The sequence below is a fragment of the Plantactinospora mayteni genome, from assembly GCF_016862935.1.
GTDB lineage: Bacteria > Actinomycetota > Actinomycetes > Mycobacteriales > Micromonosporaceae > Plantactinospora > Plantactinospora mayteni.
The window spans coordinates 43,460-63,040 of the sequence record NZ_BONX01000057.1 but is presented as its reverse complement, the minus strand read 5'-3'; the positions used below and the strand labels follow the sequence as shown (position 1 = coordinate 63,040).

Sequence of the window (19,581 nt, the reverse complement as noted above, 5' to 3'; positions counted from 1 at the left end):
ACCGCAACTAATCTAGTTGCAGTTCGATCGTTCGTCAATCCGACACCTCAGCCTCCTGGCCGGACGGCGACGAGCGGCCCGCTCGGGGTCGGGTGTCGCCGGCACGCCAGGCTCACCGGTCGGGGCCGTAGAGGCCGAAGTGCAGCGCGGGGTCGGCCGGGTCCCAGGTGTTGGTGAACTGCGACCGTGCGCCCATCTCGGCAACTCGACCGAGGAGTTCGTTGCCCAACGCCAGCCGGGCCGGCTCCCAGGCGGCCAGCGCACGCGGAACGTCGGGCTCGGCGGAGAGTGCCTCCGCGAGCGCCCAGGCGTCGGCCGCCGCCTTGGCGGTACCGGCCGCCGCGTGCGGACGCGCGGCGAACGCGGCGTCGCCGATCAGGGCCACCCGCCCAAAGGCCATGTTGCGGACCGCGATGTCGAGGACGATCTGGAGGTAGGGCTCGGCGGTCCGGGTCACCAACTCGGCCGCCGCGGGGGGCAGCAGGTCCACCGCCTCGGAACGCATCTGGTCCAGGTACCGCTGCTGCACCGTCCCGGGGTGCACCGAGACGGGTGCGGTGAATCCGCGCTGGTCGGTGACCATCTCGTCCAGTTCCGGTCCCTCGGCGACGTTGCGGTACCAGACGTAGTTGAGCTGCCGGTCTCCCCGGGAGAGGCTCCCGTCACCGGCGGGGATCGGGTACATGCAGATGTGCGAGGCGTCGACGACGGCGTACGTCGTCGCGTCGTGGACGAGGTTGGCCGTCTCGACGGACACCTCCCGCTCGGGTACCGTCCCGCGCCAGCCGACGTAGCCGGAATAGCGCGGCCGGACCCGAGGCTGAAGGCGACGGCGCCCGACCGACGAGATCCCGTCGGCGAAGACCACGAGTTCGGCACGCTCGGTCCGGCCGCTGGTGAAGCGGACGTCCACGCCGTCGCCGTCCTGGCTGACCCCGACCGCGTAGTCGCCGAGGTGGTAGTGGTCGGTGCCGAAGTCGTCCAGCAGCACGCGGTAGATCGTCGTCCAGGAGCTGAACCGCCAGCTGGCGGGTTCCTCGTGTACGACCTTGTTCCCGACCCCGAGATAGCGGGTCACCGACGAGCCGATGCTGATGTCCTCGACGCCGAAGTTGTGTGGCCGTTCGCGGATCCAGCGGACGGTGTCGGGTTGCAGGACGATCCCGCCACCCCGGCCGTCGAGGTACGTCGGGGTCCGCTCGAAGACGTCGACGTCGAAGCCCTGCTCGCGCAGCAGCAGGGCGGCGGTGAGCCCGGCGAACGAGCCGCCGACGACGACCGCGCGGCGTGCCTCAGTCATGGTCGTACCTCTCGCTCTCCCCGAGCGCGGGGCCGTACGGGTGGTGCTCGAGGTTGACCACGATGGCGTCCTGGGTCGTACGCGCGACGATCATCCGTACCGGCTCGGTGTCGCTGGCGTTCTCCTCCCAGTGCACGACGTGCGGCTTGATGTAGACGAAATCGCCGGGGTGCGCCTCCCGTACCTCGTCGAGGGTGTCGCCGACCCACCAGCGGCCCACTCCGCTGAGCACGTAGAGCGCCGTCTCGGACCGGCCGTGGTGGTGCGCGCCGGTCCGGCTGCCGGGGGGCAGCACCGAGAGCCCCATCCACAGGTCCGCCGACCCGAGGCGACGGGCGGAGACGGCCTCGAACCGCCTCAGCCCGGACGTCTGGGGTGTGTCGTCGGACAGCTCGTCGGCGCGGACGACATGCACGCCGACCTCGCCGGACGCCCCGGCCAGTTCGGCGTCGGACAGCTCGTGGTCGCTCATGGCGCCTACTGTGGCCCGGGCCAGCCAGGTTCGGACATGTGTCGCTACACAGGTCTGGCGCACAGTCAGGTGTCGTGACACAGTCACACGATGCAGCCGACCGGTGCCGGGCAGCTTCGCCCCTGGCTGGAGGCGATCGCGACCATCGCCACCGCGCTCAACCGTCCGGTCTCGCTACCCGAGGTGCTCGACCTCGTCTCCGAGACCGCCGCCCGGCTGCTCGGCTACGACTTCTGCGCCGTCCTGCTCGTCGACGAGGAGCGAAGGTCGCTCGTGATCACCGGCGCCTACGGACTGTCGCCGAGCTACATCCAGCAGGTCAACGCCGACCACCCGGTCGTGCTGGATCCGGACGACGACCTGCTGGCCCCCTCCAGCAAGGCGTTCCTCACCGGTACGACCGTGCAGGTGGTGGACACCCTGGCCGACGCGACCTTCCTGCCCTGGGGTGGGGTGGCGCGCCAGCAGGGGTACCGCTCGATGATGTCGGTTCCGGTCGCCTCGTCGGGCGTACCGGTCGGCACGCTCAACTGCTACCAGCGGGTTCCGCACGAGTTCGGCCCCGACGAGCAGGACCTGCTCTCGCTCCTCGCCGAACAGGCCGGCGTCGCGATCGAGACGACCAGGCTGCGCGACCGCGAGGCCGTGACCATCGCCGAGTTGCTGGCCGCCAACACCGCCCTGGCCGAGCAGCACGAGTTGCTGCGTCGTGCCGAGGCGGTGCACGAGCAGTTCACCCAGGTCGCGCTCAGGGGTGGCGGCGTGACCGGCGTCGCGGCGGCACTGGCCGAGGTGCTCGACACCTCCGTCGTGCTGACCGAGGAACCGTCCGGCGCCGAGCTGGCCACGGTGCGGCGGGGCGCGCATCCCCTCGCCAGCCAGGACGCGGAGGCGTACTCGACGCCGGTCCTGCTGGGCCAGGACACGGTCGCGCGGATCTGGGTACCCCGGTCCGTGCTGCCCCTGCCGGCCATCGACGTCCGCGCGCTCGAGCACGCCGCCACGGTCTGCGCCCTCGAGGTGCTGCGGGCCCGCACCGCGCTGGAGGTCGAGTGGCGGCTCTCCGGCGAGGTGGTCACGGACCTGCTCACCGGTAACCCGGCCGGACTGGTGACCGCCGCCGAGCGGGCCGGACGGCTCGGTCTCGACCTGACGAACCCGCACGCCCTGATCGTGGTGCACGGCGGCACGCCGCGTGCCGGGTCGGCCCGGGTCCTCTCGGTCGCGAGGTCGCTGGTGGCCGCCGCACAGCCGCGCGCCCTGGTCGGCGCGATCGCGGACGACGTGGTACTGCTGTTGCCGGTGACGAGCCAGGCCGACGCCGTGGACCGGGCCGATCAGCTCCAGCGCCAGTTGCGGCGCATCGGTCTCGGGGCGGACTCCGGGGTGGCGGTCTCGGCGCTCTGCACGGCGCTCGCCGACTATCCGGCGGCGTACCGGCGGGCCCGGGGCGCGGCGACGGTCGCCCAGTCGCGCGGGGAGTCCGACACCGTCGCGAGCTTCGGATCACTGGGCGTGCACGGCCTGCTGCTGCAACTCGAGGACGTCTCGGAGCTGCGCCGCTTCGCCGCCGATACGCTCGCCCCGATCCGCGCCCACGATGCCGCGCGCGGGACCGCGCTCGAACAGACACTGCGGGCGTACGTCGCCCACGACCTCAACACCGCCGCCACCGCGGCGGCGCTGTTCGTCCATCCCAACACGGTCGGCCTGCGCATCCGCAAGGCCGAGCAACTGCTCGGGGTCTCCACCACGCACGTCCGGTCGCTCGCCGAACTCCAGGTCGCGCTGAGCGCCGACGAGGTGGCCGACGCGCTGGGGACTCCTGGGCAGGACGGCGGTACGGAGCGCGGCTGAGCGGCGGCGACCCTCGGCCGCGCCGGCAACCGGCTGCCGTACCTCACCGTCGGGACATGCCCCGGTCGACGTCGGAGCGGGGGTGGGCGGCCGGTCGAGAGCGGCGTGGTCAGGGCGCGGAAGGTGCAGGTCGTCCGGCCCCGGTGCCGCCGGCCGCGGATCCCTGCCGATGTGTCGTCCACCACGCTGTCGCGTCAGTTATGGGTGGCCACACATGGTGGCGCGTCACGTGCCGCGACGAGGCTGTGGCGCGTGGGCGGTGCCAGCGCTACCGCCCAGGCGAGGAGGAGGTCGGCATGTCACCAGCCACGGCCGGGCCCGGTGGGCACCGGGTGTCAGCGGGCCGCCCGCCGGGTGGTGGCCCGCTGCACGAGGCTGGTGGCGAACAACCGCTCGCGTCCGGCACCGATCTCGCCGTCGTGCTCGATCCGCTCGACCAGCAGCCGGGCGGCGGTCCGGGCCATCTCGGAGAGCGGCTGCCGGACCGTGGTCAGTTGGAACACCTCCCAGGACGCCATCGGGACGTCGTCGAAGCCGAGCACCGAGACGTCGCCCGGTACGTCCAGGCCGAGCGACCTCGCGGCGTCGATGGCGCCGAAGGCGATCACGTCGTTGCCGCAGACCAGGGCGGTCGGCGGCGTGGCCAGCCGGAGCAGTTCCCGGGCGTGCTGGTAGCCGGACTGGTGCGAGTACGGTCCCTCGCGGACGAACCGCTCGTCGAGTGCCACGCCGGCCTCGGCGAGACTGTCGACGATGCCGGCGTGCCGGTCCCGGCTGGTCGAGGTGTTGGCCGGGCCACGGATGACGCCGATGTCGCGGTGGCCGAGATCCAGCAGATGGCGTGCCGCCGTACGGCCACCCCGGTGGTTGTCCGCGGTGACGCGGTCGACGTCCATCCCGTCGACGTACCGGTTGAGCAGCACCATCGGCAGGTCCCGCCCGACGAGGGCTTCGCCGAGCCGCGAGTCGAGGGTGGCCGTGGTGACCAGGACACCGTCGATCGACCGGTTGAGCAGGTTGACCAGGGCCTCCTGCCCGGTGGGCAGGTCGGTGCGCTCGGCGAACAACACGACCCGGTAGCCCATGATCTGCAACTCGTCGTGCACCGGCGTGAGCAGCGTCGGGAAGAACGGGTTGGTCAGGTCGGAGACGACGACGCCGACGGTGTGCGAGCGGGGTGGCGAAGGCGGCACCGCCCACCCGGGGCGGTAGCCCAGCCGCTCGGCGGTCTCCTCGATCAGGCGCCGGGTGTCCGCGCGTACCCGGGTGTCGCCGCGGAGGGCGCGCGACACCGTCGACTGGGAGACCCCGGCGGCCTGCGCCACCGTCGTGCTGGATGCCGCCGGGCGCGCGCGTCGCCGTCGTGCTGGACGGTCGTCCGCCGTGCCCGGATCTCCGCTCACAAGCTGTCCCACTCTCTTCTCGATCCCCCGCGCCGCTCCCGATCGTGGGCGGCAATGCATAAGTTATGCAGGCCGAAGATAGGCGGCCGTCGGGACGCTGTCAACGCCCGGCCTACCTTGCTAACTGCTGGAACCCGATCGGGCTCGGGCGAATCCGCTGGTCTCCACGGGTACGTCCAGGGCAGGGGAATGCATAAGTTTCCGAGAAATGCTTGACTTGCAAGATTCACCACGGCAGTGTCAGGCGTCACACCACCCATCGGCCCCCGAGTACACCACCCACCACCACCGGGTCCGCCGCAACGTTGTCTCTGATCGCACCCTCGGACCGGTTGAACGATTCTGAGAGGCACGACATGAACTCTGCACGCATCATCCGTCCCCACCGCTGGCGCCCGGTGGCCGCCGCGGGCGTGATCGCTCTGCTGGCCTCCGGTTGCGGGGCCCGCCCGGCCGCCCAGGAAGGCCAGGCCAAGGACGCGAACGGCGTCGTCAACATGGTGATGGCTCCCGATCCGGTCTGGAAGTGGATGGAGAGCAAGGGCATCAAGCAGGAGCTGGAGGAGGCGGCCGGGATCCAGATCCTCACCTCGTCCTCCTGGGACGAGTTCGGGGTGTACGCCGGCGGCCACGCGGACGTCGTCTCGGCGGCCTCGTACGAGGTGCCCGACCTGGAGAAGCAGACCGGCGAGAAGACCACCATCTTCGGCAAGTTCAACTCCGACCGGAGCATCCTGGCCGTGTCGGCCCGGAGCGACGCCCAGACCATCTGCGACCTCAAGGGTAAGAAGATCGTGACGCACAGCGCCGTCTCGATCACGATCATGTGGGGCGTCTACGCCCGCAAGTTCTGCGACCTCGACCTGCGCGCCGGGGGCGGCGACTTCCAGCTCGTCGTCACCGACCCGCAGAACGCCGCCGGTCTGGTCGAGCGGGGCGACGCCGACGCCGGCCTGCTGCTGCCCGACTTCTCGATCCCGCAGCTCTCCAACGGCGCGGTCAAGCCGCTCTACGACTCCAAGTCGGTCTCGCAGATCTACGCCGAGAAGTTCTCCTCCGATCCGCAGGACGTCACCCACCCGCAGAACAACGTCTTCGTCGCCCGCAAGGCATGGGTCGAGAAGAACCCCGAGGAGGCGGGATTCCTGATCAAGCTCTGGGACCGGGGCGTGCAGGAGTGGGCCCAGCACCGGGACGAGATCGTCGCGGCCTACCCCGAGGACTTCGCCGCCGAGTCGCCCGAGGAGAAGGCGTTCATCCAGGACTGGCTGACCGACACGTACGACTGGTTCGTCGACAGCACCTATCTCGACCAGGCGTGGGTGGACAGCGAGACCAGGTTGTTCGAGCTGATGAAGGAGACCGGCTTCGTCGAGGAGGACACCCCGGCCCTCGACTTCACCATCCTCCCGAAGGGCTGAGCCGTGCGGTCCCGACGTATCCCCGCCGGCCACGTCCGGCCGGGTGCGGCTGCCCGGCAGGGCCGAGTGGAGGAGAGACGATGACGGAGCAGTTGGTGGGCGCCGCCACGGCCGCGCCCCCCGCAGACCGGGACGGCCGCGAGGCGGGCGCCCGCAGGACCGCCCAACTGCGGCGCTGGCGGCGCCGGGGCCTGCTCGTGCTGGGCTGGCTCGCGATGCTGCTGCTCTGGGAGTTCGGCTCCTGGTGGTACGGATCGCGGCTGCTGCCCCGCCCGCACGAGGTCTTCCTGAAGGCGGTCGAGATCGTCGAGAGCGGCAACTTCGTCACCGACTTCTCGGCGAGCGTGCTGAAGACCTTCGCCGGCTTCGCGGTGGCCGCCGCCGTCGGTGCGCCGGTCGGCTACCTGATGGGCCGCTACGACTACTGGCGGGCGTTCTTCCACGACGGCGTGACGATCGCCGGCACCATCCCGGCGATCGTCTACGCGGTGATGTCGCTGATCGTGTTCGGCCTGTCGAACCTCGGCCCGATCCTCGCGGTCGCGCTCGTCTCCGCGCCCTACATCGCGCTCAACGTGGCCGAGGGGATCCGGGGCGTCGACAGGTCCCTGGTGACCATGAGCGAGGCGTTCGGGCGGACGCCCCGGCAGATCCGCCGCGAGGTGCTGATCCCGACGATCGTGCCGTTCGTCTTCGCCGCGATCCGGATGTGCTTCGCGGTCGCCTGGAAGGTCGAGGCGCTGACCGAGGTCTTCGGCGGTCGCAACGGTGTGGGCTTCCAGATCCGCACCGAGTACCAGCTCTACGACATCGGCGCCGTACTCGCCTGGATGTTCCTGTTCATCGCCTTCATGCTCGTGATCGAGCGGCTGGTCCTGTTCAGGGCCGAGGCCCGGCTCCTCGCCTGGCGTCCGGAGGAGAGGGGTACCGCGCTATGAGCACCGCGTCCCAGGCCACCGTCGACCGGCGCCGCTCGACCAGCGAGATCGAGCGGAGTACGCCGGCCTGGCGCAGACGGCTCACCTCCGACCGGGCGGCCCGGGTCGCCGCGCTGCTCTCCTTCCTCCTGGTCTGGGTCCTGCTGTCGCTGCTCTTCCGCCGCGTGCCCGGCCCGGTCGAGGTGGTGCAGCGGCTCGGCGAGGAGTTCGCCCGCGGCGAGGTCTTCGGCAACTTCGGCTCGACCCTCTACCGGTTCGGCATCGGGGTGGCCCTCGCCACGGTGGTCGGCATCGCGATCGGCGTGCTGATGGGCCTCTCCTCGCTCTCCCGGGCGTTCTTCGAGAGCCCCGTCCTGGTCGCCCTCTCGATCCCGGCGATCATCTGGGCGTTCCTCACCGTGATGTGGTTCGGCTTCGGCGACCTGAGCCCGATCGTCACCACGTTCCTGACCTCGGTGCCGTTCGTGGTCGTCAACGTCGCGCAGGGCGTCCGGGGAGTCTCCCGCGACCTGCGGGACATGTCGTCGACGTACCACGTGCCGGTCTCCCGGCAGGTCCGCGACCTCGTCCTCCCGGCCGTCGCCGGCTACATCGCGGCCGGGGTGCGCTTCGCGATCATCATCGGCTGGAACGGCGTACTGCTCGCCGAGTGGTTCGGCGGCGGCGGGGGCGTCGGCTACCGGGCCCGCTGGTGGTACGACGCCAACCGGTTCGGCGGCTTCGCCGCCTGGGTGGTGCTCTTCGTGGGCTTCATCGTGCTACTCGACCGCTTCGTGCTCGACCGCGCGATCAGGCGCGCCTTCCGCTGGCGGGACAGCTGATGGCCACCACCACCGGATCCGACCAGACTCCGTACATCCCCAGTCCGAGGGAGTTCCCGTGGCAGTCCTGACCGTCAAGAACCTCGCCAAGACCTTCAACCTGGGCACCCCACGGGCGAGCCGGGTCCTGGACGACATCACCTTCGAGGTACGTGGCCAGACCTTCGTCTCCATCGTCGGACCCTCGGGCTGCGGCAAGAGCACCCTGCTCAACATCATCTCCGGGGTGGAGGAGCACACCTCCGGCGAGATCAGCCTGACCAGTGACGAGGGCCGCCCGGCCCGGATGGGCTACGTCTTCCAGGATCCACGGCTGCTGCCCTGGCGCAGCGTGCTGCGCAACATGATGTACGTCCAGGACGACCAGGGCGAGGCGACCGTCGCCCGGGCCAGGCGGTACCTCGACATGGTGGGCCTGGCGAAGAACGCCGACTTCTATCCCGGCCAGCTCTCCGGCGGCATGCAGCAGCGCGTCGGCATCGCCCGCGCCTTCGCGGTCGAGCCCGACCTGCTGCTGATGGACGAACCGTTCAGCCACCTGGACGCGATCACCGCCAGGGGACTGCGCGCCCAGCTACAGGACATCTGGGCCCAGTCGAAGAAGACCGTCGTCTTCGTCACCCACGACGTCGTCGAGGCGGTCGAGCTGTCCGACCGGATCATCGTGCTCCAGCCCGGCGGCCGGATCTACGAGGACATCGGCATCGACCTGCCCCGCCCGCGCCGGCAGACCGACCCCACGGTGGCCACCCTGCAAGCCGAGGTGCTCGCCCGGCTCGAAGCCATGAAGGAACTGGGCCGCACCACCGAGCCCGTGGCCTGACCGCACCAGCCAGGACAGGAGCGCCATGAGTACACCCCTGAAGTCGCCGGCCGTCGGCGCGCCCACCGCCGCGCGCGACGACGAGGTCTCCGCCGTCGTCCGCGAGGTGATCGAGGACGTCCGCGCGCACGGGGACGAGGCGGTACGCCGCTACTCCGAGAAGTTCGACAGGTGGTCGCCCGACTCCTTCCGGCTCGGGCCGGAGCAGATCGAGGAACTCGTCGCCTCGGTACCGCCGGAGGTCGTCGACGACCTCCGGACGGTGCAGGCGAACGTCCGCGACTTCGCCCGGCGGCAGCGGGACACCCTCCAGGATCTGGAGGTGGAGACCCAGCCGGGCGTCTTCCTGGGCCAGAAGCACCTGCCGATCGCGGCGGCCGGCGCCTACGTGCCCGGCGGCCGCTATCCGCTGACCGCCTCGGCGCACATGACCGTGGTGACGGCGAAGGTCGCCGGGGTCGAACGGGTCACCGCCTGCACCCCGCCGCTGCGCGGGAGGATCCCGGCGGCCACCGTGGCCGCGTTGCACCTGGCCGGTGCCGACGAGATCCTGCTGCTCGGCGGGGTGCAGGCGGTCGCCGCGATGGCCGTCGGCACCGGGTCGATCCGCCGGGTGGACCTGATCGCCGGCCCCGGCAACGCGTACGTCGCCGAGGCGAAGCGGCAGCTCTTCGGGGAGGTCGGGATCGACCTGTTCGCCGGGCCGACCGAGATCCTGGTCGTGGCCGACGACGCCGCCGACCCGTTCGTGGTCGCCGTCGACCTGCTCAGCCAGGCCGAGCACGGGCCGGACTCCCCGGCAGTGCTGATCACCACCTCGGCGGAGCTGGCCCGCGCCGTACTGGCGCACGTCGACGAGCTGCTGCCGGGCATGCCGACCAACGACATGGCCGGGCCGGCCTGGCGGGACCACGGGGAGGTGCACGTGGTCGAGGACCTCGACGCGGCGTACGCGCTCGCCGACAGTTACGCCAGCGAGCACGTGCAGATCCTCACCCGGAACCCTCGGCAGGCACTGGACCGGATGCGGCACTATGGGGCGCTCTTCCTCGGCGAGGGCACCTGCGTGTCGTACGGCGACAAGGTGATCGGCACCAACCACGTGCTGCCGACCCGGGGCGCCGCCCGGTACACCGGCGGGCTCTGGGTCGGGAAGTACCTGCGCACGGTGACGTACCAGGAGGTCACCGACCCCGCCGCCAGCGCCCGGCTCGGCGAACTGTGCGGCCGGGCGGCCCGGGTGGAGCTCTTCGAGGGGCACGCCCGCTCCGGCGACGTCCGGGCCGCCAAGTACGGCGGCGCGCACCTGCCCTGGGCCCCCGCGACCGTCGGTTGAGCCCTCGGCGACCGTCGGTTGAGCCCCGCGACCGTCGGCTGAGTCCCCGCCCCGGCATCACTTTCAACGGACAGAAGGTCATACATGCCAACCGGATCCCACCGCACCGTCGACATCCACGCCCACGTGATCCTTCCCGACTGCCTGCCGCTGGTGGACGGGCTGATGGCACCCGAGATGGAGCCGTTCAGCTACTTCGGCGGCGACGAGACCAACGCCTACCAGGTCGAACACGTCCGGGCGATCATGCCGCAGGCGACCGACCCGGAGACCCGGATCGCCGACATGGACCGGATGGGCATCGACGTCCAGGCCATCTCGGTGGCCCCGGCGGGCTTCTTCTACTGGGCGGATCCGGAACTCGGCCGCGAACTCGCCCAGATGCAGAACGACAACCTCGCCAAGATCGTCAGTGACTACCCGGAGCGGTTCGTCGGGTTGGCCACCTTACCGATGCAGGACGTCCGGTCGGCGGTGGAGGAACTCGAACGCTGCGTCACCGAGTACGACTTCCGGGGCGTCGAGATCAACACCAACGTGCTGGGGATGGACCTCGACGACCGCCGGTTCCGGCCGTTCTTCGCCAAGGCGGAGGAGCTGGACGTCGTGGTGCTGCTGCACCCCAACGGGTTCACCGGCGGCGAGCGGTTCCGGAAGTACTACCTGACCAACGTCATCGGCAACCCGCTCGACACCACGGTCGCGCTGACCCGGATCATCCACGGCGGTGTCCTGGAGGAGCACCCCGGCCTCAAGCTGGTCGCGGTGCACGGCGGAGGCTACCTGCCGTTCTACTCCTCCCGGATGGACCACGCCTACGAGGTACGCCCGGAGGGCCGGCACCACATCTCCCGACCGCCGAGCAGCTACCTGAAGCAGGTCTACGTCGACTGCCTGGTCTTCGACGCGCCACACCTGGAGTTCCTGGTGCAGCAGATGGGTGCCGACCACGTCGTCGTCGGCACCGACTACCCGTTCGACATGGGCCACTACGACCCGCTCGGCCAGCTCGACGCGACCCGGCTCGGCGAGGACGAGCGGGCGGCCATCCGGGGTGGGACGGCGGCACGGCTGCTCAAACTCGACGGCTGAAGCCGGGGCGCAGCCGTCAGGTGGCGAGAGCGGCGGACGCGATCCCGGCCAGTACGCACGCCTCGTCGACGTCCGACAGGTCGCCACTCGCGCCGGTGGCGCCCAGCAGGGTGCCGTCGGCGTCGCGGACCAGCACGCCACCGGCGGCGGGCGCCAGCCGGCCGCCGGTCACCGCGGCGAGCGAGGCGAAGAAGGTCGGCTGCGCCTCGGCCCGCTCGGCGATCGCCCGGGACGACATGCCCATGCCGAGCGCGCCGTACGCCTTGGCCCTGGCGATCTCGGGGCGCAGGATGCCGGCGCCGTCCGCGCGCTTCAACACGACCACGTGACCGCCCGGGTCCAGCACGGCCACCGCGAGTGGCGCCGCCCCGGTCGCCCGGGCGTGTCGCAGCGCCCCGTCGGCGATCGCCTCGGCCTGCGCCAGGGTCAGCCCGGTCACGCCCGCCCCTCCGCCTCGACGACCTCCAGCAGCGCGGCCGCGTCGGCGTCGGCCCAGCCCGCCTCCACCGCCTTCGCGTAGAGCGGCAGCGTCGCGTCGAGCACCGGTGTGGCGACGCCGACCGAGGCGGCCAGCTCCTGGACCAGTGAGACGTCCTTGACGAACATCGACACCCGCGCGGTCGCCGGGCGGTAGGCGCGGTCGACCATCAGCGGTCCGCGCTTGTCGAAGATGACCGAGCCGCCGGCCCCGTCGCGTACCGCCTCGAACAGGACCGACGGGTCGAGACCGGCGGCCACGCCGAGCGCGAACGCCTCCGCCGTGGCCGCGTTGTGGATCGACACCAGCAGGTTGGCGACCAGCTTCGTCGTGGTGCCGTGGCCGAAGGGGCCGAGATGGCGTACCGACCGGGCGAATGCCGCCAGCACCGGACGGGTCCGTTCGAACGCCGCCGGATCACCGCTGCCGAGTACCACCAGGTCACGGTCGCGGGCCTGGGCGCCGGTGCCGCTGAGCGGGCAGTCGAGCAGCGGTACGCCGACCGTGGCGAGCAGCTCACGGCACTCCTGCTTCGCGGCCAGCGACAGGGTGGACGTCTCGACGACGACGAGGTCGGCCGGTCGTGCGGCGGCGATCCCCCGACACACCTCACGGGCCGCCTCGGCGGACGGAAGCGAGGTGATTACGATCGCCGATTCGCGCGCCAGGGTGCCGAGGTCGGGGGCGGGGCGGCCGCCCCGGGCGACCAGCTCGTCGACCGCGGGCCGGGCCAGGTCGGTGCCGGTCACGTCGAAGCCGGCCGCCAGCAGGTGACCGGAGATCGCCGATCCCATGATTCCGAGGCCGACCACGCCGACCGTCGTCACGTCCGTCTGGGCTGTCGCCATCCGGCCAGCCTAGGGCGTCCCGCCCCGGCCAGGGTTGTCCGAAGGCGTCAGTGCGGGGCCGCCGAACTGCTGCTCGACAGGAGCCGGGTGCCGTTAACGAACGTGTCACCAGTCGCCATAGGACCGGCGGCGGGTCGCTCGGTGAGCGCGGGCCGCCGGAAGGCGACGCATCATGAGGCCGGGGCGGGGACGGCGCGCAGGTAGCCGTAGACGGTCTCGCGGCTGATGCCGAACTCCTTGGCCAGCGCGGACTTGGGTTCACCCCAACCGGACAAACACCGGGCTACGGTGCGGCCCCCGCAGCTTCGCCAGTCCCGGGGTAGCTTTCTCGGATCTTGACTGGCAGTGGTCCGGGGAGGGGCGTGATGGGTGTGGGTGTGGACGATCGTGGTGGGGAAGCGGCTGGTTTTTACGGTTGGGAGTTGAACCTGGCCGGTCTGGGGTTGGAGACACTGCACGAGTCATTGGCGACTCTTCCTGACTTCACCACCGTCACCACCCTCGACCTGTCCGGCAACAAGCTCACCACGCTGCCTGACACGATCGGGAATCTCACCAACCTCACCGAGCTCGACCTGTCCAACAATCAGCTCACGGTGCTGCCAGGCACGATCGGGAACCTCACCGAGCTCATCAAGCTCTTGCTGTACGAAAACAAGCTCACCACGCTGCCAGGCACGATCGAGAACCTCACCAACCTCGACTGGCTCAACCTGGCCAACAACAAGCTCACTACGCTGCCAGGCACGATCGGGAACCTGACCAACCTCACCGGGCTCAACCTGGACCGCAACAAGCTCGCGGCGTTGCCGGACACGATCGGGAACCTCACCAACCTCACCACGCTTCGCCTGAAAGGCAACCGGCTCACCACGCTGCCAGGCACGATCGGAAACCTCACCGAACTCACCGAGCTCAACCTGCCCAACAACAAGCTCGCCACGCTGCCAGGCACGATCGGGAACCTGACCAACCTCACCGAGCTTTACCTGGACGGCAACAAGCTCGCGGCGTTGCCGGACACGATCGGAAACCTCACCAACCTGACCACGCTCATTCTGTACGGCAATCAGCTCACGGTGTTGCCGGACACGATCGGAAACCTGACCCACCTCACCGAGCTCAACCTGTCCGGCAATCAGCTCACGGTGTTGCCGGACACGATCGGGAACCTGACCCACCTCACCAGGCTCAACCTGAACGGCAATCAGCTCACGGTGTTGCCGGACACGATCGGAAACCTGACCAACCTCACCGCGCTTCGCCTGAACGGCAACCGGCTCACCGCGCTGCCGGACACGATCGGAAACCTCACCGAGCTCGAGGAACTTTCGTGGATGACGAGGTGATCGATGCGTTGCCGGAGTCGTTGCGAGATCTCGTCGAGTAGCTTCCGATGACTGGACTGCCGTAGGGGCGGATATGGCTCCAGAAGAGCGGGGTCGTGCCGTCCAGTGCTCAACCAGCTCGTCCATGCCTATCGGCTCGCGGCTCACGGCCTCGCATCGTGCCGGCCAAGAAGTCGGAACGACGAAGCTCTCGCAGGCTTATGGCGACTGGTGACACGTTCGTCAACGGCACCCCGAGTCCGCACGGCGGCAGTCCGAGCGCCCCGGGCGGGAGCCGTGCGGCTCACCGGCGGCGGGGCACGAGGGTCAGCGGCAGCGCAGTACGAGGTCGCAGGCGATGCGGACGTCGGGACGGTCGAGCCGGAGCCCCGAGACGGCGGCGATCCGGTCGAGCCGGTGCCGAACGGTGGTGACGTGCACGCCGAGTGCGCGGGCGGTCGCCGAGGCGCTGCCGCAGGCGGCGAGGAAGGCCCGGAGAGTGCGTTCCAGCTCGCCGCCGCCCGGGCCGGTACCTCGGTCGGCCGCCCGCAGCCGGTCCAGCCCGGCGAGCCGTACGTCCGCCGGGAGCGCCGCCACCACCTCGGCGACCAGCACCTCGGCGTCCACGTCGGGGTACGCGACGAACGCACCGTCGCCGCCCGCCACCACGATCGCGGCCGTCGCCTCGGTACGCAGCCGGGGTAGCGCGGCGAGCCCGATGCCGACCGAGCTGGCCGCGACCCGGGTCATCCGGAGCGGGCCGTCACCGGCGAGCCTGAGTACCTCCTGCCCGAGGCGTGCGGCGGCCTTTCCGGACTCGTCGGCGCGCAGGGCCACCAGGGCGAGCCCGCCGTCGCCCCAGGGCGCCACCGCCCAGCGGCACTGGAACGAGTCGAGACAGAGCCGGAGGTGCTCCAGCAGGCGGGTACCCCCGGATTCTCCTTCCGCCGGTCCGGCCGGCGTCCGGGTGGGGGCGGCGACGGAGAGCACCACGAACCGGCCGCCCCGGTCGAAGCCGAGCCGGTCGGCGGCGGCCGGCGCCCCGGGCAGCCCGTCGAGCAGTACGGCGGCGAGCCGGGACCGGTGCGCCTCCTCGGCGTCGATCCGTTCGAGGTGCCGCAGCAGCGCCGGCGTCTCCTCGTCGACGGCCCGCCGGAAGACGCCGGCCGCCCCGTCGCCGAGCGGCCGCTCGCCCTCCGCGACCCAGGCGAACCCGAGCAGGCGGTCTCCGGCCCGGAACGCGGTGATCAGCCGGCGGTGCGCCTTCCACGGGCCGTCGGGCAGGTCGACGACGTCCGTGCCGCGGCGGAGCCGGTCGAGGCTGCCGGTGCGGGTCAGGTGTTCGAGCCAGACGGCCGGAATCCGGCGGCCGAGGATCGCCTCCGCGCGGCCACGGTCCATCGGACCGACGAAGGCGGAGTAGCCGAGGACCCGGAAGTTGGCGTCCTCGACGATGACCGGTCCGCCCACCTGCTCGGCGACCCGGTCCGCGACGTCGAACGGCGACGCGGTGTCGAACGATGACGCGGTGTCGAGCGGCGACGCGGTTGCCCCCGGCCGGGGCGTCGCCGTCGAGCCGGGACGGTGAACGCGTTCGCCGATCGGTGCACTCATGACCGCGAACCTACTCCGATCGGAGCGTCCATGGCGTTCGCCACGGTCCTAGAGTTCCGGGACCCAGCCGTCCCGGCCCGACCCCGGCCGGCCGTCGAGGAAGGGAGTCCGACGTGCGTCTCGTCGACCTGTCGCAGGACATCTACCAGGGCATGCAGGTATATCCCGGCCACCTGAAGACCGTCGTCTTCGACCACGCCACGCACGAGGAGACCGCGCCGCGCTTCGTGGGCGGCTTCTCGTTCCAGACCAAGGGCATCGTCATGAACGACAACGGCCCGACCCACGTCGACTCGTTCTCACATCTCGACCCCGACCCGTCGGCGCAGACCATCGACCAGATGCCGCTCGACCTGTTCTACGGCCCGGCGGTCTGCCTCGACGTCTCGCACGTCCGCGCGGGCGAGGACATCACCGCCGAGCACCTCGACACGGCACAGGACGCCGACGGCGTGACCGTCGAGCGCGGCGACATCCTGCTGCTGCACACCGGCACGCACGGCCGGTACGCCGGGCAGCCGCAGTATCTCACCGACTTCCCGGGCCTCGGGGAGACCGGCAGCGAGTGGATCGTCGCGCACGGCGTGAAGACGTTCGGGGTGGACAGCCCGACCCCGGACAACCCGACCAGCAAGTCGTACCCGTGCCACATGATGTGCCGCCGCCACCACATCACCCACTACGAGAACCTCACCAACCTCGACCAGTTGATCGGCCGGAGGTTCACCTTCGTCGGCTTCCCGCTCAAGGTGCTCGGCGCACACGGCGGCCCCACCCGCGCGGTCGCGCTGCTCGACGGTCCGGCGTGACCGCCCCTGACCGGCCCGCCATCCCCGCCGACCGGCCCGCCTTCCCCGGCGATCGGGTGGCGGGGCGTACCGCCGTGGTGACCGGGGCCGGCAACGGGCTCGGCCGGGCCATCACGCTCGCCCTGGTCGCCCGGGGCGCCCGGGTGGTCGCGGTCGGGCGGAACCGCGAGCGGCTCGACGCCGTCGCGGCCGATGCCGACGGGCTGGCCGGCGGGGTCCGGGTCGCGGCGGCGGACGTGAGCGACCCGGCGAGCGTGGCGGCGCTCACCGGGGACCTGGCCGACGAGACGGTGGAGATCCTGGTCAACAACGCCGGCATCCCGGGCCCCGTCGCGGCGCTGGTCGACATCGCGCCCGACGAGTGGGACGAGGTCTTCGCGACCAACGTGCGGGGCATCTACCTGATGTGCCGGGCGTTCCTACCCGGCATGGTCGAGCGGGGCGCCGGAGACGTGATCAACCTGGCATCGGTGAGCGGCAAGCGCCCGCTGACCCGCCGTACGCCGTACACCGCCTCGAAGATGGCGGTGATCGGGTTGACCACGACCCTGGCGTACGAGGTGGGCCCGGCAGGCGTCTCGGTGAACTGCCTGTCGCCGGGGCCGGTGCAGGGGCCCCGGATGACCCGCAACTTCACGCTGGAGGCGGAGCGCACCGGGAAGACGTACGCGGAGGCGGAGGAGGCGTTCGTGTCGCGGGCCGCGCTGCACCGGATGCTCACGGCGGAGGAGGTCGCCGCCGCCGTCGTCGCGATGCTGCACATGCCCGGCCTCTGCGCGGCCGACATCGACCTGTCGGCCGGGATGGTGGCCCGCTAGTCAGGCGTCGACCCCCGAGTCCCGCTCCTGGGCGAGGAGGTAGTCGAGCACGACGGCGTGTGACGACGCGAGGTGGGCGCGGGTGAGTTCGGCGGCGGCCGAGGCGTCCTGCGCCCGTACCGCGTCGAGGATCTGCCGGTGCTCCTCCTGGAGGTGCCCGACCCGCCCGACGACGTCGAGATGGAAGTAGACGTAGCGGTCGGTGAGCCGCCGGAGCTGCTCGACCAGCGCGATCATGCGCGGTCGCCCGGCCAGCGTGTAGACCTCCGCGTGGAAGGCCGCGTTGGTCCGCACCCAGGTACCCGGCCCGATGGTCGGGTCGTCCATCACCGCGAGCGACCGGGTCATCCGCGCGACGCCGGCCCGGCCCACCCGGGGTACGGCGAGCCGGGTGGCGACGGGTTCGACCGCCTCGCGCAGCTCGTAGAGCTCCTGGAGGTCGTCGATGGAGAGCGGGGTCACCACCGAGGTCGAGCCGCGTACCTCGACCAGCCCCTCGCCGGCGAGTTGCTGGAGGGCGTCGCGGACCGGAATGCGGCTGACGCCGTACTCCTCGGCGAGGCCGGCCTGCGACAGTGCGGTTCCCGGGCCGAGTTGCCCGCTGGAGACGCGCTCGCGCAGGCTCTCCGCCACCCGCGTGGCGGCCGAGTCGGTGGACACCCGAGCAGTCTGCCGTACCCCGGATGAACTGGTCATCGGGTCTCTCCTTCGTGGATACCCCGCCCTCTAGGGCGGGGAGGGAACGAAGCTCCTGCGGAGCAGGGCGGGGAAAGCCGGTTCGCTGCCAGGGCGGACCGGCGTCTACCCCCAACGACCCGTACTCCGTCACAAGCTGGTGGGGTAGTATGTGAACTGTGAGGGCCACCCACGTGAAGCGGGCGTTCAAGTACCGCTTCTATCCGACCGATGCGCAGGCAGCAGAGCTGTCCCGCACGTTCGGCTGCGTGCGGAAGGTCTACAACCTCGCCCTCGCGGCGCGCACGGAAGCGTGGACGCGGCAGGAGCGGGTGAACTACAACCAGACGTCGGCGATGCTGACGGCCTGGAAGAAGACCGAGGAACTCGCGTACCTCAACGATGTCTCCTCCGTCCCGCTCCAACAGGCACTGCGGCACCTTCAGACGGCGTTCACGAACTTCTTCGGCAAGCGCGCGAAGTACCCGCGCTTCAAGTCGCGGAAGAAGTCGCGGAAGTCGGCGGAGTACACCACCAGCGCGTTCCGGTTCCGGGAGGGCACACTGACCCTGGCGAAGATGGCGGGGCCGCTCGACATCGTGTGGTCCCGTCCGCTCCCCGAGGGCGCGTCCCCGTCTACGGTGACCGTGTCCCAGGACGCTGCGGGCCGCTGGTACGTGTCCCTGCTGTGCGAGGACCCGTCCGTCCAGCCGCTCTCCGCCACCGACACGGCCGTCGGCATCGACGTCGGGCTCGACCACCTGCTGACCCTCTCGACCGGGGAGAAGATCGCCAACCCCCGGCACGAGCGCCGCGACCGCGAGCACCTGGCCAAAGCCCAGCGGCAGCTTGCCCGCAAGGCCAAGGGTGACGGGGCGAACCGGGCCAAGGCCCGCCGGAAGGCCGCCAAGGTCTACGCCCGCATTACCGACCGCAGGCGTGACCACCTGCACAAGCTCACCACTCGGCTCGTTCGTGAAAACCAAACGATCGTGATCGAGGACCTCACCGTTCGGAACATGGTGAAGAACGGCAGCGTGGCCCGCGCCATCAGTGACGCGGCATGGTCGGAACTTCGGAGCATGCTGGAGTACAAGGCCCAGTGGTACGGGCGCGAAGTGATCGCGATCGACCGCTGGTTCCCCTCCTCCAAGCTGTGCTCCGTCTGCGGCACCTCGCAGGGCAAGATGCCGCTGAACGTCCGCACCTGGACGTGCGACTGCGGAACGACCCACGACCGGGACGTGAACGCGGCGAAGAACATCCTGGCCGTCGGGCTGACGGCGTCTGTCTGTGGAGCTGGTGTAAGACCTCAACGGAGTACTCCAGGCGGGCAGTCGGCGATGAACCAGAAACCCCTACGGCGCGAGCCGTAGGAATCCCCCTCCTTCAGGAGGGGGAGGAAGTCAAGCGGTACCACCTCCTCGCCGGCAGGCGATCCCGCCCCCTGCTCCGCTGCGGTCGGCCGCGCCTTGTTCGCGACGACGGCCGGGTCGAACCCGCCCGGCGAGTAGCGGACCAACCTCACCCGGTCGGTCATCCGGTGCC

General features: G+C 70.8%; 19 protein-coding genes. 11 read left to right on the top strand and 8 right to left on the bottom strand.

Going from position 1 to position 19,581, the window contains the following annotated elements; all coding sequences use genetic code 11:
• Positions 1-112 precede the first annotated feature (112 nt).
• Both Pma05_RS36240 and Pma05_RS36235 read right to left on the bottom strand, forming a co-directional pair.
• Complete coding sequence (locus Pma05_RS36240; protein WP_203862050.1) at positions 113-1,300, bottom strand: FAD binding domain-containing protein; 1,188 nt, start codon at positions 1,298-1,300, stop codon at positions 113-115.
• Complete coding sequence (locus tag Pma05_RS36235) at positions 1,293-1,772, bottom strand: cupin domain-containing protein (protein ID WP_203862049.1); 480 nt, start codon at positions 1,770-1,772, stop codon at positions 1,293-1,295. Before Pma05_RS36235 ends, Pma05_RS36240 begins: the two co-directional genes overlap by 8 nt.
• A 90-nt stretch (positions 1,773-1,862) precedes the next feature.
• Here Pma05_RS36235 and Pma05_RS36230 point away from each other — a divergent pair, with 90 nt between their 5' ends.
• The gene (locus Pma05_RS36230; protein ID WP_203862048.1) at positions 1,863-3,629 is read left to right on the top strand and encodes a helix-turn-helix domain-containing protein; all 1,767 of its coding nucleotides are present in this window, start codon (positions 1,863-1,865) and stop codon (positions 3,627-3,629) included.
• Between the two features lie 335 nt (positions 3,630-3,964).
• Here the strand turns inward: Pma05_RS36230 and Pma05_RS36225 are convergent, their stop codons facing one another.
• Entirely contained in the window at positions 3,965-4,954 is a 990-nt protein-coding gene (locus Pma05_RS36225) for a LacI family DNA-binding transcriptional regulator (protein WP_203862047.1), read from the bottom strand.
• A 434-nt stretch (positions 4,955-5,388) separates the two neighbouring features.
• On the opposite strand from Pma05_RS36225, the gene Pma05_RS36220 reads away from it, so the two are divergent.
• From Pma05_RS36220 to Pma05_RS36195, 6 genes are all read left to right on the top strand, one after another.
• Complete coding sequence (locus tag Pma05_RS36220; protein WP_203862046.1) at positions 5,389-6,453, top strand: ABC transporter substrate-binding protein; 1,065 nt, start codon at positions 5,389-5,391, stop codon at positions 6,451-6,453.
• An 80-nt stretch (positions 6,454-6,533) separates the two neighbouring features.
• Positions 6,534-7,391 (top strand): ABC transporter permease, encoded by an 858-nt coding sequence (locus tag Pma05_RS36215; RefSeq protein ID WP_203862045.1) that lies wholly within the window; start codon positions 6,534-6,536, stop codon positions 7,389-7,391.
• Positions 7,388-8,212, top strand: a complete 825-nt coding sequence (locus Pma05_RS36210) for an ABC transporter permease (RefSeq protein ID WP_203862044.1) — start codon at positions 7,388-7,390, stop codon at positions 8,210-8,212. Before Pma05_RS36215 ends, Pma05_RS36210 begins: the two co-directional genes overlap by 4 nt.
• Positions 8,213-8,270: 58 nt before the next feature.
• Positions 8,271-9,035, top strand: a complete 765-nt coding sequence (locus Pma05_RS36205) for an ABC transporter ATP-binding protein (RefSeq protein WP_203862043.1) — start codon at positions 8,271-8,273, stop codon at positions 9,033-9,035.
• Positions 9,036-9,060: 25 nt separating this feature from the next.
• Positions 9,061-10,371 (top strand): histidinol dehydrogenase, encoded by a 1,311-nt coding sequence (gene hisD, locus Pma05_RS36200; RefSeq protein WP_203862042.1) that lies wholly within the window; start codon positions 9,061-9,063, stop codon positions 10,369-10,371.
• An 84-nt stretch (positions 10,372-10,455) separates the two neighbouring features.
• Positions 10,456-11,463: an amidohydrolase family protein gene (locus Pma05_RS36195; RefSeq protein ID WP_203862041.1), complete on the top strand. Its 1,008-nt coding sequence runs from the start codon at positions 10,456-10,458 to the stop codon at positions 11,461-11,463.
• A gap of 16 nt (positions 11,464-11,479) precedes the next feature.
• On the opposite strand, the gene Pma05_RS36190 is transcribed toward Pma05_RS36195, so the two are convergent.
• The 3 genes from Pma05_RS36190 to Pma05_RS36180 form a co-directional block, all read right to left on the bottom strand.
• Positions 11,480-11,902, bottom strand: a complete 423-nt coding sequence (locus Pma05_RS36190; protein WP_203862040.1) for a GlcG/HbpS family heme-binding protein — start codon at positions 11,900-11,902, stop codon at positions 11,480-11,482.
• Positions 11,899-12,789, bottom strand: a complete 891-nt coding sequence (locus tag Pma05_RS36185; protein WP_203862039.1) for an NAD(P)-dependent oxidoreductase — start codon at positions 12,787-12,789, stop codon at positions 11,899-11,901. Before Pma05_RS36185 ends, Pma05_RS36190 begins: the two co-directional genes overlap by 4 nt.
• Positions 12,790-12,959: 170 nt before the next feature.
• Positions 12,960-13,064: a helix-turn-helix domain-containing protein gene (locus tag Pma05_RS36180; RefSeq protein WP_239313850.1), complete on the bottom strand. Its 105-nt coding sequence runs from the start codon at positions 13,062-13,064 to the stop codon at positions 12,960-12,962.
• Between the two features lie 90 nt (positions 13,065-13,154).
• On the opposite strand from Pma05_RS36180, the gene Pma05_RS36175 reads away from it, so the two are divergent.
• Complete coding sequence (locus tag Pma05_RS36175; RefSeq protein WP_203862038.1) at positions 13,155-14,138, top strand: leucine-rich repeat domain-containing protein; 984 nt, start codon at positions 13,155-13,157, stop codon at positions 14,136-14,138.
• 306 nt (positions 14,139-14,444) lie between these two features.
• Here Pma05_RS36175 and Pma05_RS43115 read toward each other — a convergent pair whose 3' ends face one another.
• The gene (locus Pma05_RS43115) at positions 14,445-15,731 is read right to left on the bottom strand and encodes a helix-turn-helix domain-containing protein (RefSeq protein ID WP_239313848.1); all 1,287 of its coding nucleotides are present in this window, start codon (positions 15,729-15,731) and stop codon (positions 14,445-14,447) included.
• A gap of 113 nt (positions 15,732-15,844) precedes the next feature.
• Between Pma05_RS43115 and Pma05_RS36165 the strand changes: the two genes are divergently transcribed.
• Together Pma05_RS36165 and Pma05_RS36160 are read left to right on the top strand one after the other, a co-directional pair.
• Positions 15,845-16,540 carry a cyclase family protein gene (locus Pma05_RS36165; RefSeq protein ID WP_203862037.1) on the top strand — a complete coding sequence of 232 codons (696 nt, stop codon included), beginning with the start codon at positions 15,845-15,847 and terminating at the stop codon, positions 16,538-16,540.
• A complete protein-coding gene (locus tag Pma05_RS36160) occupies positions 16,537-17,358 on the top strand; it encodes an SDR family NAD(P)-dependent oxidoreductase (RefSeq protein WP_239313846.1) in 822 nt (273 codons plus the stop codon). The genes Pma05_RS36165 and Pma05_RS36160 overlap by 4 nt, the downstream gene beginning before the upstream one ends.
• Here the strand turns inward: Pma05_RS36160 and Pma05_RS36155 are convergent, their stop codons facing one another.
• A complete protein-coding gene (locus Pma05_RS36155; protein WP_203862036.1) occupies positions 17,359-18,054 on the bottom strand; it encodes a GntR family transcriptional regulator in 696 nt (231 codons plus the stop codon).
• Between the two features lie 158 nt (positions 18,055-18,212).
• On the opposite strand from Pma05_RS36155, the gene Pma05_RS36150 reads away from it, so the two are divergent.
• Positions 18,213-19,409, top strand: coding sequence for an RNA-guided endonuclease InsQ/TnpB family protein (locus Pma05_RS36150; protein WP_203862035.1), 1,197 nt, complete (start codon positions 18,213-18,215; stop codon positions 19,407-19,409).
• Positions 19,410-19,581: the final 172 nt, after the last annotated feature.